At 40.6% G+C, this 18,418-nt stretch carries 16 protein-coding genes; 10 read left to right on the top strand and 6 right to left on the bottom strand.

The window, feature by feature from the left end:
- Positions 1 to 12: 12 nt before the first annotated feature.
- Positions 13 to 657 (top strand): glutathione S-transferase, encoded by a 645-nt coding sequence (locus tag MKI85_RS08025; protein ID WP_241626647.1) that lies wholly within the window; start codon positions 13 to 15, stop codon positions 655 to 657.
- Positions 658 to 708: 51 nt separating this feature from the next.
- On the opposite strand, the gene MKI85_RS08020 is transcribed toward MKI85_RS08025, so the two are convergent.
- Both MKI85_RS08020 and argS read right to left on the bottom strand, forming a co-directional pair.
- A complete protein-coding gene (locus MKI85_RS08020) occupies positions 709 to 1,323 on the bottom strand; it encodes an SPOR domain-containing protein (protein ID WP_241626645.1) in 615 nt (204 codons plus the stop codon).
- 141 nt (positions 1,324 to 1,464) lie between these two features.
- Positions 1,465 to 3,255 carry an arginine--tRNA ligase gene (argS, locus tag MKI85_RS08015; protein WP_241626643.1) on the bottom strand — a complete coding sequence of 597 codons (1,791 nt, stop codon included), beginning with the start codon at positions 3,253 to 3,255 and terminating at the stop codon, positions 1,465 to 1,467.
- Between the two features lie 187 nt (positions 3,256 to 3,442).
- Between argS and MKI85_RS08010 the strand changes: the two genes are divergently transcribed.
- The 6 genes from MKI85_RS08010 to MKI85_RS07985 all read left to right on the top strand — a co-directional run bounded on the left by MKI85_RS08010 (position 3,443) and on the right by MKI85_RS07985 (position 13,005).
- Positions 3,443 to 3,727, top strand: coding sequence for a DUF2798 domain-containing protein (locus tag MKI85_RS08010; protein ID WP_241626641.1), 285 nt, complete (start codon positions 3,443 to 3,445; stop codon positions 3,725 to 3,727).
- Positions 3,728 to 4,159: 432 nt separating this feature from the next.
- Entirely contained in the window at positions 4,160 to 5,860 is a 1,701-nt protein-coding gene (locus MKI85_RS08005) for an NAD-dependent malic enzyme (RefSeq protein WP_241626640.1), read from the top strand.
- A 196-nt stretch (positions 5,861 to 6,056) separates the two neighbouring features.
- On the top strand, positions 6,057 to 9,452 hold the full coding sequence (locus tag MKI85_RS08000) for a type VI secretion system Vgr family protein (protein WP_241626638.1): 3,396 nt from the start codon (positions 6,057 to 6,059) through the stop codon (positions 9,450 to 9,452).
- A 7-nt stretch (positions 9,453 to 9,459) separates the two neighbouring features.
- Positions 9,460 to 9,993, top strand: a complete 534-nt coding sequence (locus MKI85_RS07995; RefSeq protein WP_241626636.1) for a hypothetical protein — start codon at positions 9,460 to 9,462, stop codon at positions 9,991 to 9,993.
- 2 nt (positions 9,994 to 9,995) lie between these two features.
- Positions 9,996 to 12,479 (top strand): hypothetical protein, encoded by a 2,484-nt coding sequence (locus MKI85_RS07990; protein ID WP_241626634.1) that lies wholly within the window; start codon positions 9,996 to 9,998, stop codon positions 12,477 to 12,479.
- Between the two features lies 1 nt (position 12,480).
- Entirely contained in the window at positions 12,481 to 13,005 is a 525-nt protein-coding gene (locus tag MKI85_RS07985; protein WP_241626632.1) for a hypothetical protein, read from the top strand.
- A gap of 58 nt (positions 13,006 to 13,063) precedes the next feature.
- Here the strand turns inward: MKI85_RS07985 and MKI85_RS07980 are convergent, their stop codons facing one another.
- On the bottom strand, positions 13,064 to 13,978 hold the full coding sequence (locus tag MKI85_RS07980) for a Dyp-type peroxidase (protein WP_241626630.1): 915 nt from the start codon (positions 13,976 to 13,978) through the stop codon (positions 13,064 to 13,066).
- A gap of 162 nt (positions 13,979 to 14,140) precedes the next feature.
- Between MKI85_RS07980 and MKI85_RS07975 the strand changes: the two genes are divergently transcribed.
- Positions 14,141 to 14,764: a LysE family transporter gene (locus tag MKI85_RS07975; RefSeq protein ID WP_241626628.1), complete on the top strand. Its 624-nt coding sequence runs from the start codon at positions 14,141 to 14,143 to the stop codon at positions 14,762 to 14,764.
- 34 nt (positions 14,765 to 14,798) lie between these two features.
- Here MKI85_RS07975 and znuB read toward each other — a convergent pair whose 3' ends face one another.
- From znuB to MKI85_RS07960, 3 genes are read right to left on the bottom strand one after another with little or no spacing between them, the layout of a single operon-like run.
- Positions 14,799 to 15,599 (bottom strand): zinc ABC transporter permease subunit ZnuB, encoded by an 801-nt coding sequence (gene znuB, locus MKI85_RS07970; RefSeq protein ID WP_241626626.1) that lies wholly within the window; start codon positions 15,597 to 15,599, stop codon positions 14,799 to 14,801.
- Between the two features lie 3 nt (positions 15,600 to 15,602).
- Entirely contained in the window at positions 15,603 to 16,394 is a 792-nt protein-coding gene (znuC, locus tag MKI85_RS07965; RefSeq protein WP_241626624.1) for a zinc ABC transporter ATP-binding protein ZnuC, read from the bottom strand.
- On the bottom strand, positions 16,367 to 16,864 hold the full coding sequence (locus MKI85_RS07960) for a transcriptional repressor (protein WP_241626622.1): 498 nt from the start codon (positions 16,862 to 16,864) through the stop codon (positions 16,367 to 16,369). Before MKI85_RS07960 ends, znuC begins: the two co-directional genes overlap by 28 nt.
- A 138-nt stretch (positions 16,865 to 17,002) precedes the next feature.
- Between MKI85_RS07960 and MKI85_RS07955 the strand changes: the two genes are divergently transcribed.
- Positions 17,003 to 17,842, top strand: coding sequence for a metal ABC transporter solute-binding protein, Zn/Mn family (locus tag MKI85_RS07955; protein ID WP_241626620.1), 840 nt, complete (start codon positions 17,003 to 17,005; stop codon positions 17,840 to 17,842).
- 170 nt (positions 17,843 to 18,012) lie between these two features.
- Positions 18,013 to 18,411: an ATP synthase subunit I gene (locus tag MKI85_RS07950; RefSeq protein WP_241626618.1), complete on the top strand. Its 399-nt coding sequence runs from the start codon at positions 18,013 to 18,015 to the stop codon at positions 18,409 to 18,411.
- The last annotated feature ends 7 nt before the right edge of the window (positions 18,412 to 18,418 follow it).

Below are 18,418 nucleotides of genomic sequence, written 5' to 3'. Positions count from 1 at the left end.
CGAGGCAAGGGCATGATTACCTTACATCATTTGGAGCAATCACGCTCTTTTCGTATTTTATGGGCTTTAGAAGAGTTAAATCTCAGCTATCAAATCAAATTTTATCGCCGCTTGGCAACCTTGGCTGCACCACCTGAACTGAAACAGGTTCATCCTTTGGGTAAGGCACCCGTATTAAGCGATGGGGAAGAGAATATTGCTGAGTCGGCGGTAATTTTGGAATATCTGCAAGAACAGTATGATACACAGCAACAGTTTAAGCCACAGGATCAAGCCCAACAGCAGCAATACCGTTACTGGATGCATTATGCCGAAGGCTCATTAATGCCGTTGTTGGTGATGCAGTTGGTGATGAGTAACGTGCCGCAACATGTCCCATTTCTGGTCAAGCCTGTGGCAAAGAAAATTACCGCAGGGGTAAAAGCCGCATTTATTCAGCCGCGCTTAAAAGATCATATCCAGTTTTTAGAAACCTATTTGGCTGACCATGATTATTTTGCAGGTACATTTTCCTTTGCAGATATCCAAATGAGTTTTCCTTTACAGGCACTCATGACTCGAGCGCATGGCAATTACCCCAATATTCAAGCTTTTCTGCAACGGATTGCACAGCGTCCTGCCTATGCGCGGGCACTCAGCAAAGAGCAGGCGTTATAGAGATGCAAGACATAAAAAAAAGATGCCGAGGCATCTTTTTTTTATGTTGTTTTAGCGTTTGACCACAATCGAATCAATGCCGCTATGTTGCAAGGTTTGTTGTGCAATTACGGCTGCCTCTTGCGTGTCATACGGTCCTGATACCACGCGATACCAAGTTTTACCACCTTCAACAGTTTTAACTACATCGGCAGATAAACCATTCAAGATGATTTCGGCACGACGTGCATCAGCACTGTCAGGGTCTGGATAGCTGCGCACCTGTAAAATATAGCTTGGCGTACGTTCTGCAGGAGTTGCATTGATTTGTGCCTCAATCGAATCAGGTGCAGCACTACTTGCTGCTGTTTCAGCTCGAGGCGCTTCTACAATCACAACGGTACTTTGATCTTTGCTTTCAGGAATGGCTTGTTCTGGAATCGGGGTGACTTGCTGCTGCGGCAACAAATCATAAAAACGATAATCCTTGTTGGTTTCTTCCTGATAATGCTCAGACGTGACTTGGTTTTTAGGTTGAACAGGTGCCCACGGTTTCCATAGCATTAAAGCCACGGCAAAACTCAGTACGATGAGAATCACCACAAGCGTACCTAACCACGCTGGAATTAGGGGTTTCTTCGGTTTATTTGGTCGTTCTGAAACACCGCGTTGCGTTTTTCCAAACACGTGGAAATTCCTCTTCTTATCTTTTTACAAGGCGGCTCAGAGCAAAGCCCTGAGCAAATTAGCCATGTAAAATTGACTTACATGGCTACCTCAAGCGTAGCTTTCGGTCTTGTGACGATGCGCAAAGCGTTACTTTGTTAATCACATCGTCTCAGGTGCAGATACACCTAATAATTCTAAACCATTGCGTAATACTTGTTGTACGTTTACTGAAAGTAAGAGACGTGCTTGTGTAAGTTCAGCATCATCATTCAGTACTTTGTGCTCATTATACCAGCCATGGAATAAAGCAGCCAATTCTTTCAAGTAGTTACCCACCTGATGCGGTTCATACGCATTGGCAGCACGTGCAACCACTTCAGGGTAGGCCGCCAGTTTGGCAAGAATTTCAGTTTCTGCTTCTAGCTCAAGTTTGTTGGCAAATTGACGCGCAGTTTCAGCACTGAAATTCACGTTCATTGTCGCTGCTTTTTCAAGCATACGGCAGATACGGGCATGCGCATATTGAATGTAGTACACCGCATTGTCTTTGCTTTGCGAAACTGCAAGATCCAAGTCAAAGTCAATGTGTTGTTCAGATTTACGCATTACATAGTAGAAACGCGCTGCATCATTACCGACTTCTTTACGCAGGTCGCGTAAAGTCACAAATTGACCTGAACGAGAAGACATTTGTACCATCTCGCCGCTACGCCATAAGCTCACGAACTGTACCAATAAAACCGTAAGTTTTTTCGAGTCATAGCCCATTGCATCAATGGCAGCTTTTACACGAGAGATATAGCCGTGGTGGTCAGAACCCCAGATATCAAGCAAGTCTGTATAGCCACGTTGCAATTTATTCAAGTGGTAAGCAATATCAGAGGCGAAATACGTGGTTTGACCATTGCGACGTTTCACGACACGGTCTTTCTCATCGCCAAACTCAGTTGATTTGAACCAGATGTTGCCTTCTTTTTCGTATAAGAAACCACGTTGATCGAGGGTTTGTAGGGCTTCATCAATTTTTTCAGTCAAAGATGCTTCGCTGAACCATTGATTAAAAGTCACACCGAATTCACCAAGGTCATCTTTGATGTCATCCAAAATGGCTTTCAGTGCTGCTTGATGGAAAACGCGATAGCCTTCGCCAGTCAATTGTTGTGAATTGAAAATCAAGCCATCGATATGTTTTTCTTTGTCACCAGAAAGCACCACTTTATTGCCTTCAGCATCCAGTTCTTCAGCATATTGCACATCTTCTGGTACATCTTTATACACGTCTGCAACAGGATGTACATAAGCATTGCCGTCTTGGTCAATAATGCTTTGCGCGATTTCTTTAACGTAGTCACCTTGATAGGCATTTTTAGGGAAAACCAGTTCCTGACCTGCTAATTCGAGGTAACGTAAATAGGTTGAAGTCGCTAAAATGTCCATCTGACGACCTGCGTCATTGACATAATATTCACGATCAACTTTTGCCCCAGTCGCTTCAAGCAAGTTGGCTACAGTCATGCCGTAAGCCGCACCACGACCATGTCCTACATGCAGACTTGAAGTCGGGTTTGCAGAAACAAATTCCACTTGAATGCGTTTTTCTGCATTCACTTGAGTGCGACCAAATTCAGCGCTTTGCGCTTGGATTTGATCCAGTACCGCAAAACGCTGATCTGCATTTAAAAAGAAGTTAATAAAGCCAGGACCTGCGATTTCTGCTTTGCTGATGTCAGCGACTTCAGGCAGGGCTGCGAGAATTTTTTCGGCCAAATCACGTGGCTTGATACCCGCAGCTTTAGCACCAATCATGGCGATATTCGATGCGAAATCCCCGTGGCTTCGGTCTTTGGTACGCGTCAAATTGCTGTTGTTGTTCCAGTCAGATGGGAGTACGCCTTCCGCTTGAAGGGATTGCACTGCATGATCGAGCGCTGCTTGGATTGCCGTGTTCATATGAGTCGAAAATAAATATCGCAGAAAAACAGCAAATATAGCAAATTTCGGACTGTTTAGGTGAGTCCTTTCTAGAGAATGTTTTTTATTCAGTTTGGGTTTGCTGGAATGGTTTTATTGCGAATCATCATATCAAAGTGGTGAAATTATGGCATAGTGAATAAATACAGGATCTTGGATGATAAAAATGACCAATCAACGTCCGAAAATTATCGGTAATATTCCCAAACTACCTGCCAAATTTGTCGGCTTTGTCATGCCTTTTTTCCTCTCCTGTCTAATGAGTGGCATTATTTCCTTTATTAATATGTTACGTAACTTGGGGTGGAGTGATGTATTCCTTTCACTTTGGTTTTCGGCTTGGATGATGTCATGGGCCATTGCTTATCCTGTGGTCTTGGTCATGCTGCCCTTGGTGCGGAAGCTAACAGGGTTGTTTGTAGAGATGCCGCCGAATCAACCACCGAAGTAAGCCTGAAAATTGCTGAATAAATTAGCCAAAAGTCTTAAATTTTAATAAACAACTGTTTTATATTGATTTATATATAATTTTAGCTTCTTTATACATCATATAAAAAAATACATACTTAAAAGCATGGATTAAGAATATGAAATTAATGTAATAGAAAATATCTATATTTTTAATCTTGGGTTTTGACGGTTAATTTGCTAAATTTACTCAAAATAATGAATATATCAGCAATATTTTTTGATTATGCTTTAAATTTTAAGATATAAAAACGATGAATAAATCTTTATTTAATAGCGAAATTAACTCCATACCATTATCACATAACTAAATATACGTTTCTCAAAAAACAGGTCTAAGCTATACGCCGAATCGAAGGAAATTTGATGATGTTATGTAATCCTGTTGAGAGGATTACGCACACTGAGACTGGTTATGACAACTGCACAATTGAAGACGAAACACCCTTTATATATCCCGTATGCTGGAAACACCCTGTTAGAACTCCCATTATTAAATAAAGGCTCTGCTTTTACAGAAGAAGAACGTACTCGCTTTAATCTGCATGGTTTGGTTCCTCATGTGATTGAGTCGATTGAAGAGCAAAGTCAGCGCTCATATCAGCAATACTGTGCTTTCAATGATGAGATTAATAAGCACATTTACCTGCGCAATATTCAAGACACCAATGAAACCCTGTTTTATCACCTGATTGAAAATCATCTTAGTGAGATGATGCCGATTATTTACACTCCAACCGTAGGAGAGGCGTGTCAGCGCTTCTCGGATATCTATCGCCGTCATCGCGGGATTTTTATTTCCTATCCTGACCGTGCGCACATCGATGACATTTTGCATAACGTGAATAAGAAAAATGTCAAAGTAATTGTGATCACTGACGGTGAACGCATCTTGGGCTTAGGTGATCAAGGCATTGGTGGCATGGGTATTCCTATTGGTAAATTGTCGCTGTATACCGCATGTGGTGGCATCAGCCCTGCTTATACCTTGCCGATTACGATAGATGTGGGGACCAATAATCAACAGCTCTTGAATGATCCGATTTATATGGGTTGGAGTCAGCCACGCATCAGTGGTGAGGAATACTACAACTTTGTCGATGAAGTGATGGCGGCCATTAAACGTCGCTGGCCAAAAGCACTGATCCAGTTCGAAGATTTTGCGCAAAATAATGCCATGCCGTTGTTAAACAAATACCGTGATCAGGTGTGTTGCTTTAATGATGATATTCAAGGTACTGCAGCAGTTTCAGTCGGCAGCTTGATTGCAGCATCGCGTGCAGCAGGCAAGCAACTGAAAGACCAGATTATTACTTTCTTGGGTGCGGGTTCTGCAGGTTGTGGTATTGCAGAGCAAATTGTTGCGCAAATGGTGGCTGAAGGTTTAACTGAAACTGAAGCACGTGCGCGTGTGTTTATGGTCGATCGCTTTGGTTTAATCACTGAAAATCAACCGAACTTGTTGGACTTCCAGCGTAAATTGGCACAACAACCTGAAGCAATCGCGGCTTGGGGTAATGTTGAAGAACACATTTCTTTATTGGATGTGGTGAAACATGCCAAACCAACCGTGTTGATCGGTGTTTCGGGTCAGCCTGGTTTATTTACGGAAGAGGTGATTAGAACTTTGGCAAGCAATTGTGAATCACCAATTGTGTTGCCTTTGTCGAATCCAACCTCACGAGTTGAAGCGGTGCCATCTGACATCGTGCAATGGACTGAGGGACGAGCATTGATCGCGACAGGTAGCCCATTTGCACCTGTAAATTATCAAGGCAAGATTTATCAGATTTCACAGTGCAATAACTCGTATATTTTCCCGGGTATTGGTTTAGGCGTAGTGGCTTCAGGGGCTACTCGTGTGACAGACAGCATGCTCATAGCATCCAGTAATGCTTTGGCAGATTGCTCACCAAAACTCAGTAATCCTGATGCAGATTTATTGCCAGATATTAATGAGATTCAGCAAGTTTCTAAAATCATTGCCTTTAAAGTGGCAAAAGCGGCAATGGAAGCAGGCGTTGCACCCATGGTCAGTGATGAATTATTGCATGAAGCGATTGAAGCCAATTTCTGGAAACCTGAATATCGTCAGTACCGTCGCATTACTTTCTAAGTGATTGTATAGATGGAAATAACAAAGGGGCTTTAGCCCCTTTGTGATTGGAGATACTGGTAAAATTAATGTGAGATAATCGCATCATGATTTGTGTCTAGAATAAAATACGACAAAAAACACTAGACCTTTATTTAAGCAATTCATTAGAATGTCGCGCTTTATATACCTATAACTTTAATAACGAATTACAACTATGTTGAATCATATCCAAAGTGTTTTAGACCAGCTTGGTTTAACTACACTGAAAAGGGCTATTCATGTTCAATTTTCGAATGTGGAACTCAATACGCAGGTATTTTTGCAGCGGATTGAAGGAAAGCATGTTTTAAATGGTGAATTGAATGTCCGTCTTACCTGCTTATCTGCAACAGTACAGCTGGCACTAAAGCAGTTTATTGGTTGTCAGGTGGCTGTCGATCAAGTTACGGATATGGGGCAATATACTCGTCTCACCGGTATTATTACCCAAGCCAGCCAAATTTATAGCGATGGTGCATTTACCCTCTATCAGCTGACCTTACAAGATCCAACTTCACTTTGGCATAAACGACGAAATAGTCGGGTGTTTATGAATAAGACTGTGCCAGAAATTAGTGAAATTTTGTTTAAAGAGTGGCAGCAGAAAAGTCCCTTATTCAGTAAATCATTGACCCTAGATTTGTCTAAATTGTCGGAAAACTATGATATTCGACCTTTTGTCATGCAGTCGAATGAGTCGGATTATCAGTTTCTTACGCGGTTATGGCGCAGTGAAGGCATTAACTGGTGGGTGGATGAGCAGCATTTGATTATACCGCAAGTGTTGCAAATGATTGAACCGCAAATTCTTCGATTGGTAGACAATAATCAGCACTTTTCTGCCCTACAGCGCGGGTCAATTCGATTTCATCGCAGTCATGCAACCGAACGCTTTGACAGCATGATGAGCTTTACCGCACATCGACAATTACAGTCTACCGCAAGCTATGTACAACGTTGGCAGGCAGACAGTTTGACTCAGGATGATGGGGCAGGATCGGTACTCAGTTCACATCAGCATAGTCAGCTCTTTGAAAATGAAAGTTTGAGTTTGGAACAGGCGTGGTCTACCAGTCCGGCATGGGTGGCTGACTTGAATGGAGAAGATCAGGCGACAGCTTCGAATTCACAGCAATTAGATAAACTCAATTCAAACTTAAGTGCTTATCAAGCATTGCAGTCAAAATATTTTAAGGCGCAAACGACAGTGCGCGATGCACATGTCGGATATTGGTTCAGCTTACAAGATCATCCCGAGGTAGATTTGCATGCAGAAGGGGATCGGCAGTTTCTGATTTGTGAAAAGCATTTTTATAACCAAAATAATTTGCCCGTAGAACTCAATCAACGTTTGACACATTTATTTGAGCAAGCAAATTTGGCGTGTTTAAAGCAGGATGAGCGACAATTTAGTGAGCTTTTGTTAATTCGTCGACAGGTCAAGCTGGTGCCAGAGTTTGATTTGTTGAAGCATCGTCCTGCTGCTCATCCTCAGCATGCGCGTGTGGTTGGACCCGAAGGTGAGGAAATTCATGTGGATGAATGGGGGCGTATCAAAGTTCGCTTTCTGTTTACGCGTGAGCAGGATCATCAACATCATGATGGTGCGGGTAGCAATGAGAATGATACCGACTCTGCTTGGGTGGATGTACTGACCCCATGGGCAGGCGAAGGCTATGGCGCACGCTTCTTACCGCGTATAGGGGAACTGGTGGTCATAGATTTCTTTGATGGATGTATTGATCGTCCTTTTGTGCTGGGTCGAATTCATGAAGCTCAACGCTCTCCTACCAAGTTTGATGTCAAAGGGCAATTGCCAGCCACGAAAAAGTTGAGTGGCATCCGCTCTCAAGAAGTGAGTGGAACAGGGTTTAATCAATTACGTTTTGATGACACTACAGGGCAAATCAGCACGCAATTGCAGAGCAGTCATGGGGCGAGTCAACTGAATTTGGGTAATCTCAGTCATCCTAAAGAAACTGAGCAAAGTAGTGGTCGAGGTGAGGGCTTCGAGCTCAGAACTGATGCTTGGGGTGCCGTGCGGGCGGGTAAAGGTATGCTGATTAGTACTTATGCTCAAGAACAGGCGATTGCAGACCATTTGGAAGCCGCTCAAGCACAATCATTATTGTCACAGAGTTATGACAGCATGAAAATGCTGAGCGAAGTTGCTGTAAAGCAACAGGCGGATGCGCTCAATGTGATTCACCGCTTACCAAAGTTCATTCAGTCACTGGAACTCAAAACCACAGGGCAAGCGCTAGAAAGCACATTAAATCTATTTAAAGAAAGTATGAATAAAGATCCGATTTATGCCTTAAAGGATTGTGGTGGCTTTATTGAGGATATTGGTGCATTAGGCGGTGATGCTAAATGCGCAGTGGAAGAGTTTAATGCGTTCTTTAGTGATGCCAAAGATTCGGTAGAAAATCTAAAAGCTTTTATCGAAAACGTAGAAGAGCACGGTACTGATATTGTCAAAGGCAAACTTGCTAGTATCAAAGATCGGATTCAGCAGAATCCGTTTGAGAGTATTAAAGAAGTTGGAAAAGTCTTAGCCAATGTCGATATTCAAGATTTTGATTTGATGAGTACGTGTGGAACTTTTCATAAAGGCAGTAAATTAGAAGTTACACCATCCAAAGCATTAGATTCTTTGCAAGGTTTTATGGAGGGATATACCCAAGGTCTAGAACGTAGTTCTGATGCTAAGCAGCAAGAACAAGGCAAGATTTTCAGACAGGCATTGATGTTGTTGGCTTCACCTAACGGGATTGCGCTAACGACCCCTGAAAATATTATCTTACAAGCATCTCAGGATATTGCGGAGAGTGCCAGTGGTTCGATTAACCTGAGTGCTCAGAAAAATATTATTGGGCATGCTCAGGACAAGATCAGTTTATTTGCCGCGCAAAAAGGGTTTAGGGCTTTTGCTGCAAAAGGAAAATTGGAGTTGCAGGCGCAGGATGATGCGATTGAAGTGATTGCCAAGAAGGTCATTAAGCTCATTTCTACTGAAGATAAAATCGAACTTACAAGTCCAAAAGAAATTGTACTAACAGCGGGTGGGTCTCAGCTAAAAATTAATGCAGATGGCGTATTTTCAACAACAGGCGGCAAGTTTGAGAGTAAGGCTGGGCAGCATAGTTTTGTGAGTGGGGCAACAGTAAATGCTGAGTTGCCGAAAATGCCGGAAAGTGGAATCTTTAGCCGTCGATTCGATTTTAGCGAGTTGGTTAATTCAGATTTATTGAAAGATGGATTTAAATATAAAGTTATTAATCATGCTAAGAAAACAGAATACATTGGTTTTCTTGATCAGTTCGCAAGGACGGGACGGATCTTTAGTGATAACCCAGATAGCGTCGAAATTCTTTTACTTGGTAAGAATGATGACAGTTCAGATAAGCTACAACTGATTGAAGAAGTGATCACGGAAGGGCAAGGTCATGGTTCAGATGAGACCTGTTGCGGTGGTGATGATGATCATAATCATGCGCACGATAGTGATGAAAATATTGAAGATACAGATTTAAAAGCAGATTTTGAAAGTTTTGGACTTAAGGGTTAATTTAATAATGAAAACTGTAAAGATAATGATTGGTGTATGTATTTTGCTAAATGGTATAAATTTACATGCAGATAGTACCAAAGAATGTATGAAATATTGGAAAGAAAAGTCAGTTGTACCTATTAAAAAAATGGGTGAAGTAGAATGTGAACATATATGGGATTACGGAAAGAGTAATACTAGTCAAAATCGTTTGAAATTATTAAGTCAATTAAATTTAAAACCAAAAAACAATCAATGGATGTCAACAGGGAGTTGTATAAAGGTTTTATATAATAAGAATAACTATTATATCTATCGAGCTTATTATAAAGAAGATAGAGATGAAATATGGATTGCATATAATGATAAAAATGCATTTTCCTACTTTAGAAAAGTAACTGCTCCACAGAAAGAAGAAGAGAGTTCTCGGGTAGAGCTAAGTTGTGCAAGAAATGGAGATTATGGTGAAGCCAAAACTGTATTAAATAGTTATTTAAAGAATAATACTGAAGTTAGTATGAGTTTTTATAAAGTAGGTGATTGGTATAAAGAGAATTGATTATGGAAAAGACAATTAACTTTAAAAAATCAAGTAAAAGTTTTGAGACTAATTTAGCTGGTTTTATTGAGGCTGTTAGCTTTAAGGAGTCTTCATCAAATTTACAATTGCCTCTAAACCATCCAGTTAATATGGAATCAGCTAGTATTATAAACGAAAGTGGTTTTATGGGGTTGTTTCAATGGGGAGAAGAGGCTTTATATGATTTAGGTTATTATTTAGGGGATCAAGGTATTTCTTATGCTGACATCAAGAATGCAGGTAAAAAATCGTCTTTACGCACAAACTGGCAAAAACAATTTAATTCTAATAACTGGGTAGGTAAGTGGTCTGGTAAAAGGAATATCAGTTCAAAAAAAGACTTCCTGAAAAGCCCGGAAACCCAATATGAAATCATTAAGGAGTGGATTAAATATTTATGTAATCAGCTTAGAAATAATAATTTTAATGAGCATTTCGGTAGAACAATTCAGGGTGTAGAAATTACAGAATCTGGTGCAATTGCAGGAATGCATCTTGTTGGAATAGGAGGTTTGGGTGCTTTTTTAGGAATTCCAAAATTTAAGGGACAAAAGCAAATAGATGGTAATAAAACCCATATTAAAAAGTATATTGAGGATTTTGGTGGATTTGATTTAGAACAGTGTTGTAATAGGAAAATTTATATTAGTTTAAAAGATGTAGATAAAAATATCTTGAAGAATAAAGAGGTTGTGGTTGTTTCTAATTATATTGGAAAGAGTTTTTCTGGTGAAACCAAAGTAAAGGTTAAGAGTGATGAGAATGGTAATCTTCCTGTTATTGTTCGACATCCAAATACAGAAATAAAAATTGTGGCTGATGGCAAAGAGTCGAACAGTATTATTCAAAAAGCAAATGAAAAACAAAAAGCAACTTTAAGTGATTTTAAAGTTACAAGCCATTCAGCAACTTTAGAGACAGATAGTACGCCTCAATCGAGACCTCGGGTTAATAAAACACCTCAAGAAGTAAGAAATGAACAAGGACAATCTTCGACATCTCAAGAGGCAAATGTAACTCCTGCATCTAAAGATGTAAACTTTAATATTGAAATAGTCGAAGGCGATTCTGGTAAGGCAATCTCTAATATGAATTTTTTTCTTACCTATAAAGGTAATATTAAAAAGCATACGGCTGATAGTCGTGGGGTTAAGCAAGGGATTACTGCGGAGGAAGGGCAAGATATTGAGGTTTCAGTAGAAGGTGATGGGCAGAAACAGGTAATTCATCATTTTCAAGTTAGCGCTGCATTGAAAAATAAAACAGTTAAAGTGAAGCTTCCTGTACATTCTTTTAATATTTCAGTAACTCAAGATGGTAAACTTGTCCCAAATACATTGTTTAGTCTCTTTTATCGAGGCCGAGAAATACCGAAAAGAACAAATAATCACGGTGTAATGAATGTACGAATGTTAACGGGTTTTGTTTTTGGCTTTGGTATAAAAGGTAAAAGTTTAGTTTTAAGTCGTGTTGAAAAATCTAAACCTATACAACCCTTCACAGTAAATGACAGTACTATTATCGCATCTAAATTATATGAAGTTGCAGATGCAAAACGTAAACAGGCCGAAGATCTAAAAAAGCAACAACAGCAAAAAGAAGTTCAGCAACAGAAAGCAAAAGAAGAAGCAGAAAAAGCAAAAACTGAGGCAGATAAGAAAACTCAAACGAAGCAAAATAATACGTATACTGAAAATGGAGGGAAGCCATTAACAACGGTAAGTGATCAAGCTGCTGCTACGAGCGATACAACAAATTATGTAATTTATCCTAATGGATCCATTGATCGCACTAATAAGACCGCATCGGGTTTTGCTGCATATTATTATGTAGTGAATAATCAACCTGTTTTGATAGGAAAGAGTAAAATTTATACAGTTGATAGATGGTCAGGGAAAGGGAAGAAAGGCTCAGGGAAAAGCTATCTAGTTAGTATAAGAGAAATTTTTGGTGATACTGCTTCAAAACCCATAAATAGGTGGGAAAGAAAAACAGGTAATTTAAATATTTCGATTCATAATGACTCTCAAGAGCAGCATAGATATTGGTTATCGACAGAAGCATTTGCTGCATATATTGGAGCTGTTTGTAAGTTTGGTGAAAAAGTTCGTTTCAGTGGATTTAGTGATAGCAAGGGTTCTCCTGGAAAGAGTAATTCTCATATTAATGGAGAAATTGGAGACATAGGTTATGTTAGAACAGATAGAAATAATGGAGTAGGGGTTAATTTTGAAATGTCAGAATATGATCATGAGGCTTCATTGAAATTTGTTAATATTTTGATTTCATTTGGTTGGGGAAAGAAAAAGAATATGTTGAGTGAATATTATCCAAGCCATTTAGTCACAAAGTATAAACTTAGCAAAGGTTATATACTCCCTAGGTGTAGTGAATGGACTAAGCCAAGACATAATAATCATCTTCATTTGCAAGGTTTATCATTAACATTTAACAAGGATGAATAATATGAAGTTTATATTGGTTTTATTGTTAATAAATTTGAGTGCTTGTAGTTATTCAAAGGCCATTTTTAATAAAAATAATTATTTGGATTTTAACTCGATAAGTTTTGAAGGAAAGTCTTATCTTCTTGGGAATAAATACTTAGATGTTAATTTTTCCTTAAAGGGTATTGCAAAAGATGAAATAGGAAGCTGTACAACTTTTTCGGATATTGATAATGGTGTTTCATATACTTTTAATAAACAGAAACTAGTTGAAATATTAATTAAAAACGAAAATAAAAGTATATATACATCAAAAAAAATTCGTAATGGTATGAATGTGAAAGAAATATATAAGAGTTATGAAGGATATGAAATTAAAAAAATGAAAAGTGAGGGTGCAGGGGATTCTCAAGATGATTTTACCTACACGGTTACTGATAATTTGCAGAAAAATAATATTTTAATTTTTGATGTTGTGCATGGGGAAATTCAAGGAATGCATGCAGGAAAAAGAGGATTTGATTTATCTGATTGTGAAGAGTGACGCTTTAAATAAACTGTACTAGCTCAAGCCGACTTCTGTCGGCTCGATTCTTTTAATTTTATAAAACCACTTCCAACAACTCCTCGCTCGGAGCAAAGAAGTAAGCACCATCTACTGCAGTTACGAAATGCAGCAAGCGGTCATGAATGCCATCACCAGTTGTGCCAAACATGTGCTCAAGCATGTCATCAATAATCCCAAGATTTTTGGTATAAGCAATAAAGAACAGTCCTTGCTCACCTTTACCATCGCCATACGGTAAAGAATGACGCAGAATTTCCATTTCTTCACCTTCATTATCTTCAATCACAACACGCGCAATATGAGCATTTTCTGGTTTTACATCATCATCCATTTCAATGCTTTCAAGCTTTGATCGCCCCATAACATTTTCTTGTGCATCTACTTTTAGGCGTTTCCATTTCTCTAAATCATGCACATAACGTTGCGCAAAAACAAAAGAACCATCTTTAAAAATACCTGCATCAGCACCGAGTAGCGCAGTTTCTGCACGGTCATCTGGGAATTGTGGGTTCTCAGTACCATCAATAAAGCCAGTTAAATCACGCCCATCAAAATAACGGAAACAAACACGCTCATCCAGAACCTCAACTTTATCTTGAATGTCATCAAAGAAGGCTTGGCTGAGGGTGAAACAGATATCACTGCGTTGCGAGGCAATATGAATCAGCACATCCGCGGGTGAAGCTGGCATTTCAAATGCACCCTGAATTGGGTCAAGTTGTTTGAATCCTTCAGGAGATTGAGTATGGAGTTTTGCCCAAAGTTCAGGACCAAAGGCTATCGCAGTTTTAATTTCTGCATTCGGATGTTGAGTGATTAAACGATCACGCGTATTCAGTAAATCTTCAATCTTTTCTTTCAGTTCTGGCAGGCTTAAATCTTTTAAGCGTAATACAATGAAGCGGGCGTGATCTGAAGGTAAGGGTAAAATTACTGATTGTGCGGTCATTTATAGCTCCTTTGATTTTTATTCAATGCGTGGCTGGGTTTATTGTGCCTGATCAATGCAGGGCTGAATAGCCTAAAGTTATCATCCTTGGGTGAGAATTTCTCAGCACATTTAAAGTGTGAATAGTCATATAATGACTTGTCTTTCTAAGGTGGTCCTGTGATGTCTTTTCAAGTTTGGTTAGCATTTATGTTGGCATGTTGGGTGATTAGCGTTTCGCCTGGTGCAGGTGCAATTGCGTCCATGTCGAGTGGCTTAAACTATGGATTTCGTCGCGGTTACTGGAATGCGATTGGTTTACAACTGGCATTGCTAGTGCAAATTGGTATTGTGGCAGCAGGGGTGGGGGTGCTCTTTGCAACCACGCCTTGGGCGTTTCTCGTGGTGAAATGGTTTGGGGTGGGCTATTTATTGTATTTGGCATATCTGCAATGGAAAGCGCCGGTACAGTCGATTGAAATTCAACAAGAATCACAAGCGACCAAATCGATTCCTAAGTTGATCGCGTATGGCTTTTTGGTCAATATGAGTAACCCGAAGGCAATCGTATTTTTATTGGCAGTATTGCCGCAGTTTTTAGACTTGTCTCAACCGCAATGGATTCAGTATGGGGTCATGGCGGTAACCATGATTAGTATTGATTTGATAGTGATGGCGGGGTACACGGGTTTGGCAGCAAAAGTATTGAAAATGTTGAAATCGCCAAAACAGCAAAAATACATGAACCGTACTTTTGCTGTGTTATTTAGTTGTGCTGCAGGATTATTGAGTTTGGTGCATCAATAAACCAGTTTCTGTCTGAGGCATGGATGAAGGTGAGTTAAGTCAGTTTTCTCACTTTTTGCAAGCCAAAAATCCCAGCAAATACTAAAGCCATGCACAACACAATGCTTAAGCCTGTTGGGGTATTTAATGCGGCACTTGACCATAGCCCGACACTCACTCCAAATTGTGCAGCGATAAATGCCCAAATCACCATTTGTTTTGGTGAGTGTGCGAGTAAACGTGCAGTTAACGCTGGAATGACCAAAAGTGCACCCATCAACAATGAGCCTACTGCGCGTAATGCCAATACGGTAAACACGGCCAAAAGCAACATAAACACTAAACGTTGCCATTTCGCATTGATTCCTTCACTAATTGCAATATCAGGATCAATTGCTATTTGGATCTGGGCTTTCCAGTATTTGAATAGAACAGCAAGTGCGAGTGCAATTACGATGGCGAAGGTGGGAAGGTCTACCCAAGCAATTGTCAGCAAGTCACCAAATAAATAGCTGAGTAACTCTGGTCTCAGCGCAGGGAGATGTTGAATCAGCATCAAACCTGCGCAGAGCAGGGTAGCAGAGCAGAGCGCCAACAATGCATCGTTGGGTAAGCGTGGATCATGCAGTACCCATAAAATAGCCACCAGCATAAACGCCAACAAGGTGACACCCACCCAAAACGGTAAGCTGAGTGCACCAGCGATCGCGACACCCAACAAAGTGCCGTGCGCCATGGTATCTGCAAAGAACGACATGCGACGCCAAAGCATCAGGCAGCCCAAAGGGGCGGTTAAAAACACCAATAAGGTTCCCATGATCCAAGCAGGTAATAGGAGATCTAACCATTCCAACATCTATTAGGCTTCCGGTTCAGGGTGAATATGTGGGCGAGGATCATGTTGGCAAGCTGTCGCACTGTCCCCATGCGCACAATGATCATGATGATGTTGATAGAACGCACGGTTACTGCCAAAAATGGCTTGGTATTCTGGATGTTGCTGAATATTTTCAGGCAAGCCGCTACAGCAAATATGTTTATTAAGACACACCACGCGTTGCGTGCCTTGCATCACCCATTGCAGATCATGTGACACCATCAGTACAGCACAGTGGTATTTTTCAGGCAGACTACGCACATAGTCATACAGCTCGGCTTCAGACTGGATGTCGAGACCTTGCATCGGTTCATCAAGGACTAAAATGTCAGGTTGGCGTAGCAACGCACGTGCCAGCAGGACGCGTTGTCGTTCACCGCCAGACAGTTGCTGTACTTTAGAATCTTGCAGTTTGGCAATGCCCGTATCTTGAATAATTTCTTGTTTAATTTGTGCTGGGCACGGTTCAAGTTCAAGCAGGTCTTTTACGCGTAAAGGAAGACTGTGGGAAGGATTGAACTTCTGCGGGACATAAGAAAACTTGAGTTTGCGCGAAGATAGCACACGTCCAGCGTTGGGTTTTAGAATCCCAAGCAGTACTTTAATTAATGTGGATTTTCCTGCGCCATTTGGTCCAATTAAAGTGACAATTTCACGTTCATGTAAAGCGAAATCAATCTGCTTTAAAATGTCACGCTCATCGATACGGACACTAATTTGCTCAAGTGTAATCAGTGTCGGGGTATTTAATTCGCTTGGCTGCAATTCTGACATTTTCCAGAAATCTCAATAATGCTGTGTTGGGCGGTAAAATGATCAGAGGCGGCAAGCGCAGCGAGTTGTTGTAATAGACCTTCTGAAGAGGCTTCTTTCACGATATGACATTCTGTACAAATCAAAAATGCCGCTTGATGTCCTTCACGTGGGTGACAACATGGAATATAGGCATTTATCGAGGTTAGGCGATGAATGAGTCCCTTTTCTAATAAAAAATCGAGCGTACGATATACCGTGGGTGGGGCAGCAGGGCGGTCAGATTCACTTTTAATTTTTGCCAATAAATCATAAGCACCCATTGGTCCATGCGCAGTCAAAATTAATTCGAGAACTTCTTTGCGGAGCGGTGTTAGGCGTGCTCCTGTGGCTGCACAGAGACTTTCTGCTTCAGCAAGGCGTGTTGCGACATTATGATGATCATGTACGCCATGTAATGCATTGTGGTGTTCATGCGAACATAAGCTCATAGCAACCTCAGTAGGGGCTTGAAATAGAATAAACGACATTAAATTTTAACATGAACTGCTTTAAGTTACGATTAGACGTAGGTATTTTTGTTGGATTGTTATATTATAACACTAGATAAAATTTAGTGTTGTTCAATCATGTCCCGTATCTTTACTTTTTGTTTGCTGTCTATCCTGAGTACCGTAGGTTGGACGCAGAGTCTGGTGGTGTCTACGCATCCTTTATATTTGATTGCACAGGAAGTAACAAAAGGGATTGAACAGCCAGTGTTGTTGCTAGAAAATCAAACTGGGCATGATGTTTCCTTGACACCAGCGCATCGTAAAGCCATTCAAGATGCAGACTTGGTCATTTGGCTAGGGAAAGCACACGAAGCTCCGTTGGATAGGCTACTGCACAATAACCCGAAAGCAGTTTCCATTTTATCTTCTGGGTTAGTTAAAACTTTGCCGCAACGCAGTACGCGAGGTGCGCCTCTAGCTAATACAGTAGATACTCATGTGTGGTTGGACCCGAATAATGCAGTGCGGATTGGCTTCTTTATTGCAGCCTTACGTTCACAACAACAACCACAGTACCGTGACAAGTACTGGCACAACGCCCAGATTTTTGCCAAGCAGATGTTTGCTACAGCACAAAAGTTCCAAACTCAAACTGCCGCACAGCCATATTGGGCGTATCACGATGCTTATCAATATTTAGAACGCCCCTTGCAATTGAAGCTGGCAGGATCAATGACTGATGATCCACATATCGCACCGACGCTCGCCCAAATTAAGTATTTGAATGATCATCGTGCACAAAAGAAAATGTGCTTATTGGCAGAAGGACATGCCAGTGCCAATCAGTATCAAAAACTACAGCCTATTGTGTTTCAGGCGGTTGATGAAAGCTTAAATGCAGAAAATAACTTTATCTCGGCATGGTCAGATTTGGCGCAACAAGTCAAAAATTGTGTATTAACTGCACACCAATGAAGTGAAAATAATCAATATTTAATCAACTGCTAGACATTCATTGTATTGAAAAAAACTCGACTTAGGTCGGGAAGTGATTGCATGTTCAGGGGTGTAACTCTATAATGCCTGCGATTAAAAACGATCATCAGCTAAACTTGTCAAGCATTTATGCTGTGAGTGAATAAATAATGAGCCGAACTAGTCGCTTGATTGACCGACGATTAGCGAAAGCATTAGTCATCTTGCAAGCATTTATGATTCCTGTGTCAGCCTTGTTGGCGTGGCTCGTGAAAGATACAACGGCAGCTTTAAGTGCCGCACTTGGTGCGGGCGTATGCTGGCTCGCAAGTTGTTATTTTTCTTGGCAGTCGTTTCGAGCTGCAGGAGCGAGAGCATCTAAACAGGTACTGTCAAATATGTACCGAGGGATGATGGGCAAGTTTACGATTGTGATCGTCGGATTTATTTTAATTTTAAGCAATGTCCAGCCGTTATCTCCGGCGGCGTTGTTTTGTGGTTTTATCCTCGTTCAAACCATGTCGTGGGTCGCTCCTTTTTGGGTGTCACGTCTACAAAAACGAGTTTAAGCGCAGC

Origin of the sequence: Acinetobacter zhairuonensis (genome assembly GCF_022601715.1) — a bacterium.
GTDB lineage: Bacteria > Pseudomonadota > Gammaproteobacteria > Pseudomonadales > Moraxellaceae > Acinetobacter.
Note: the sequence above shows the minus strand (reverse complement) of the source record. Positions and strands in the feature narration are given on the sequence as shown.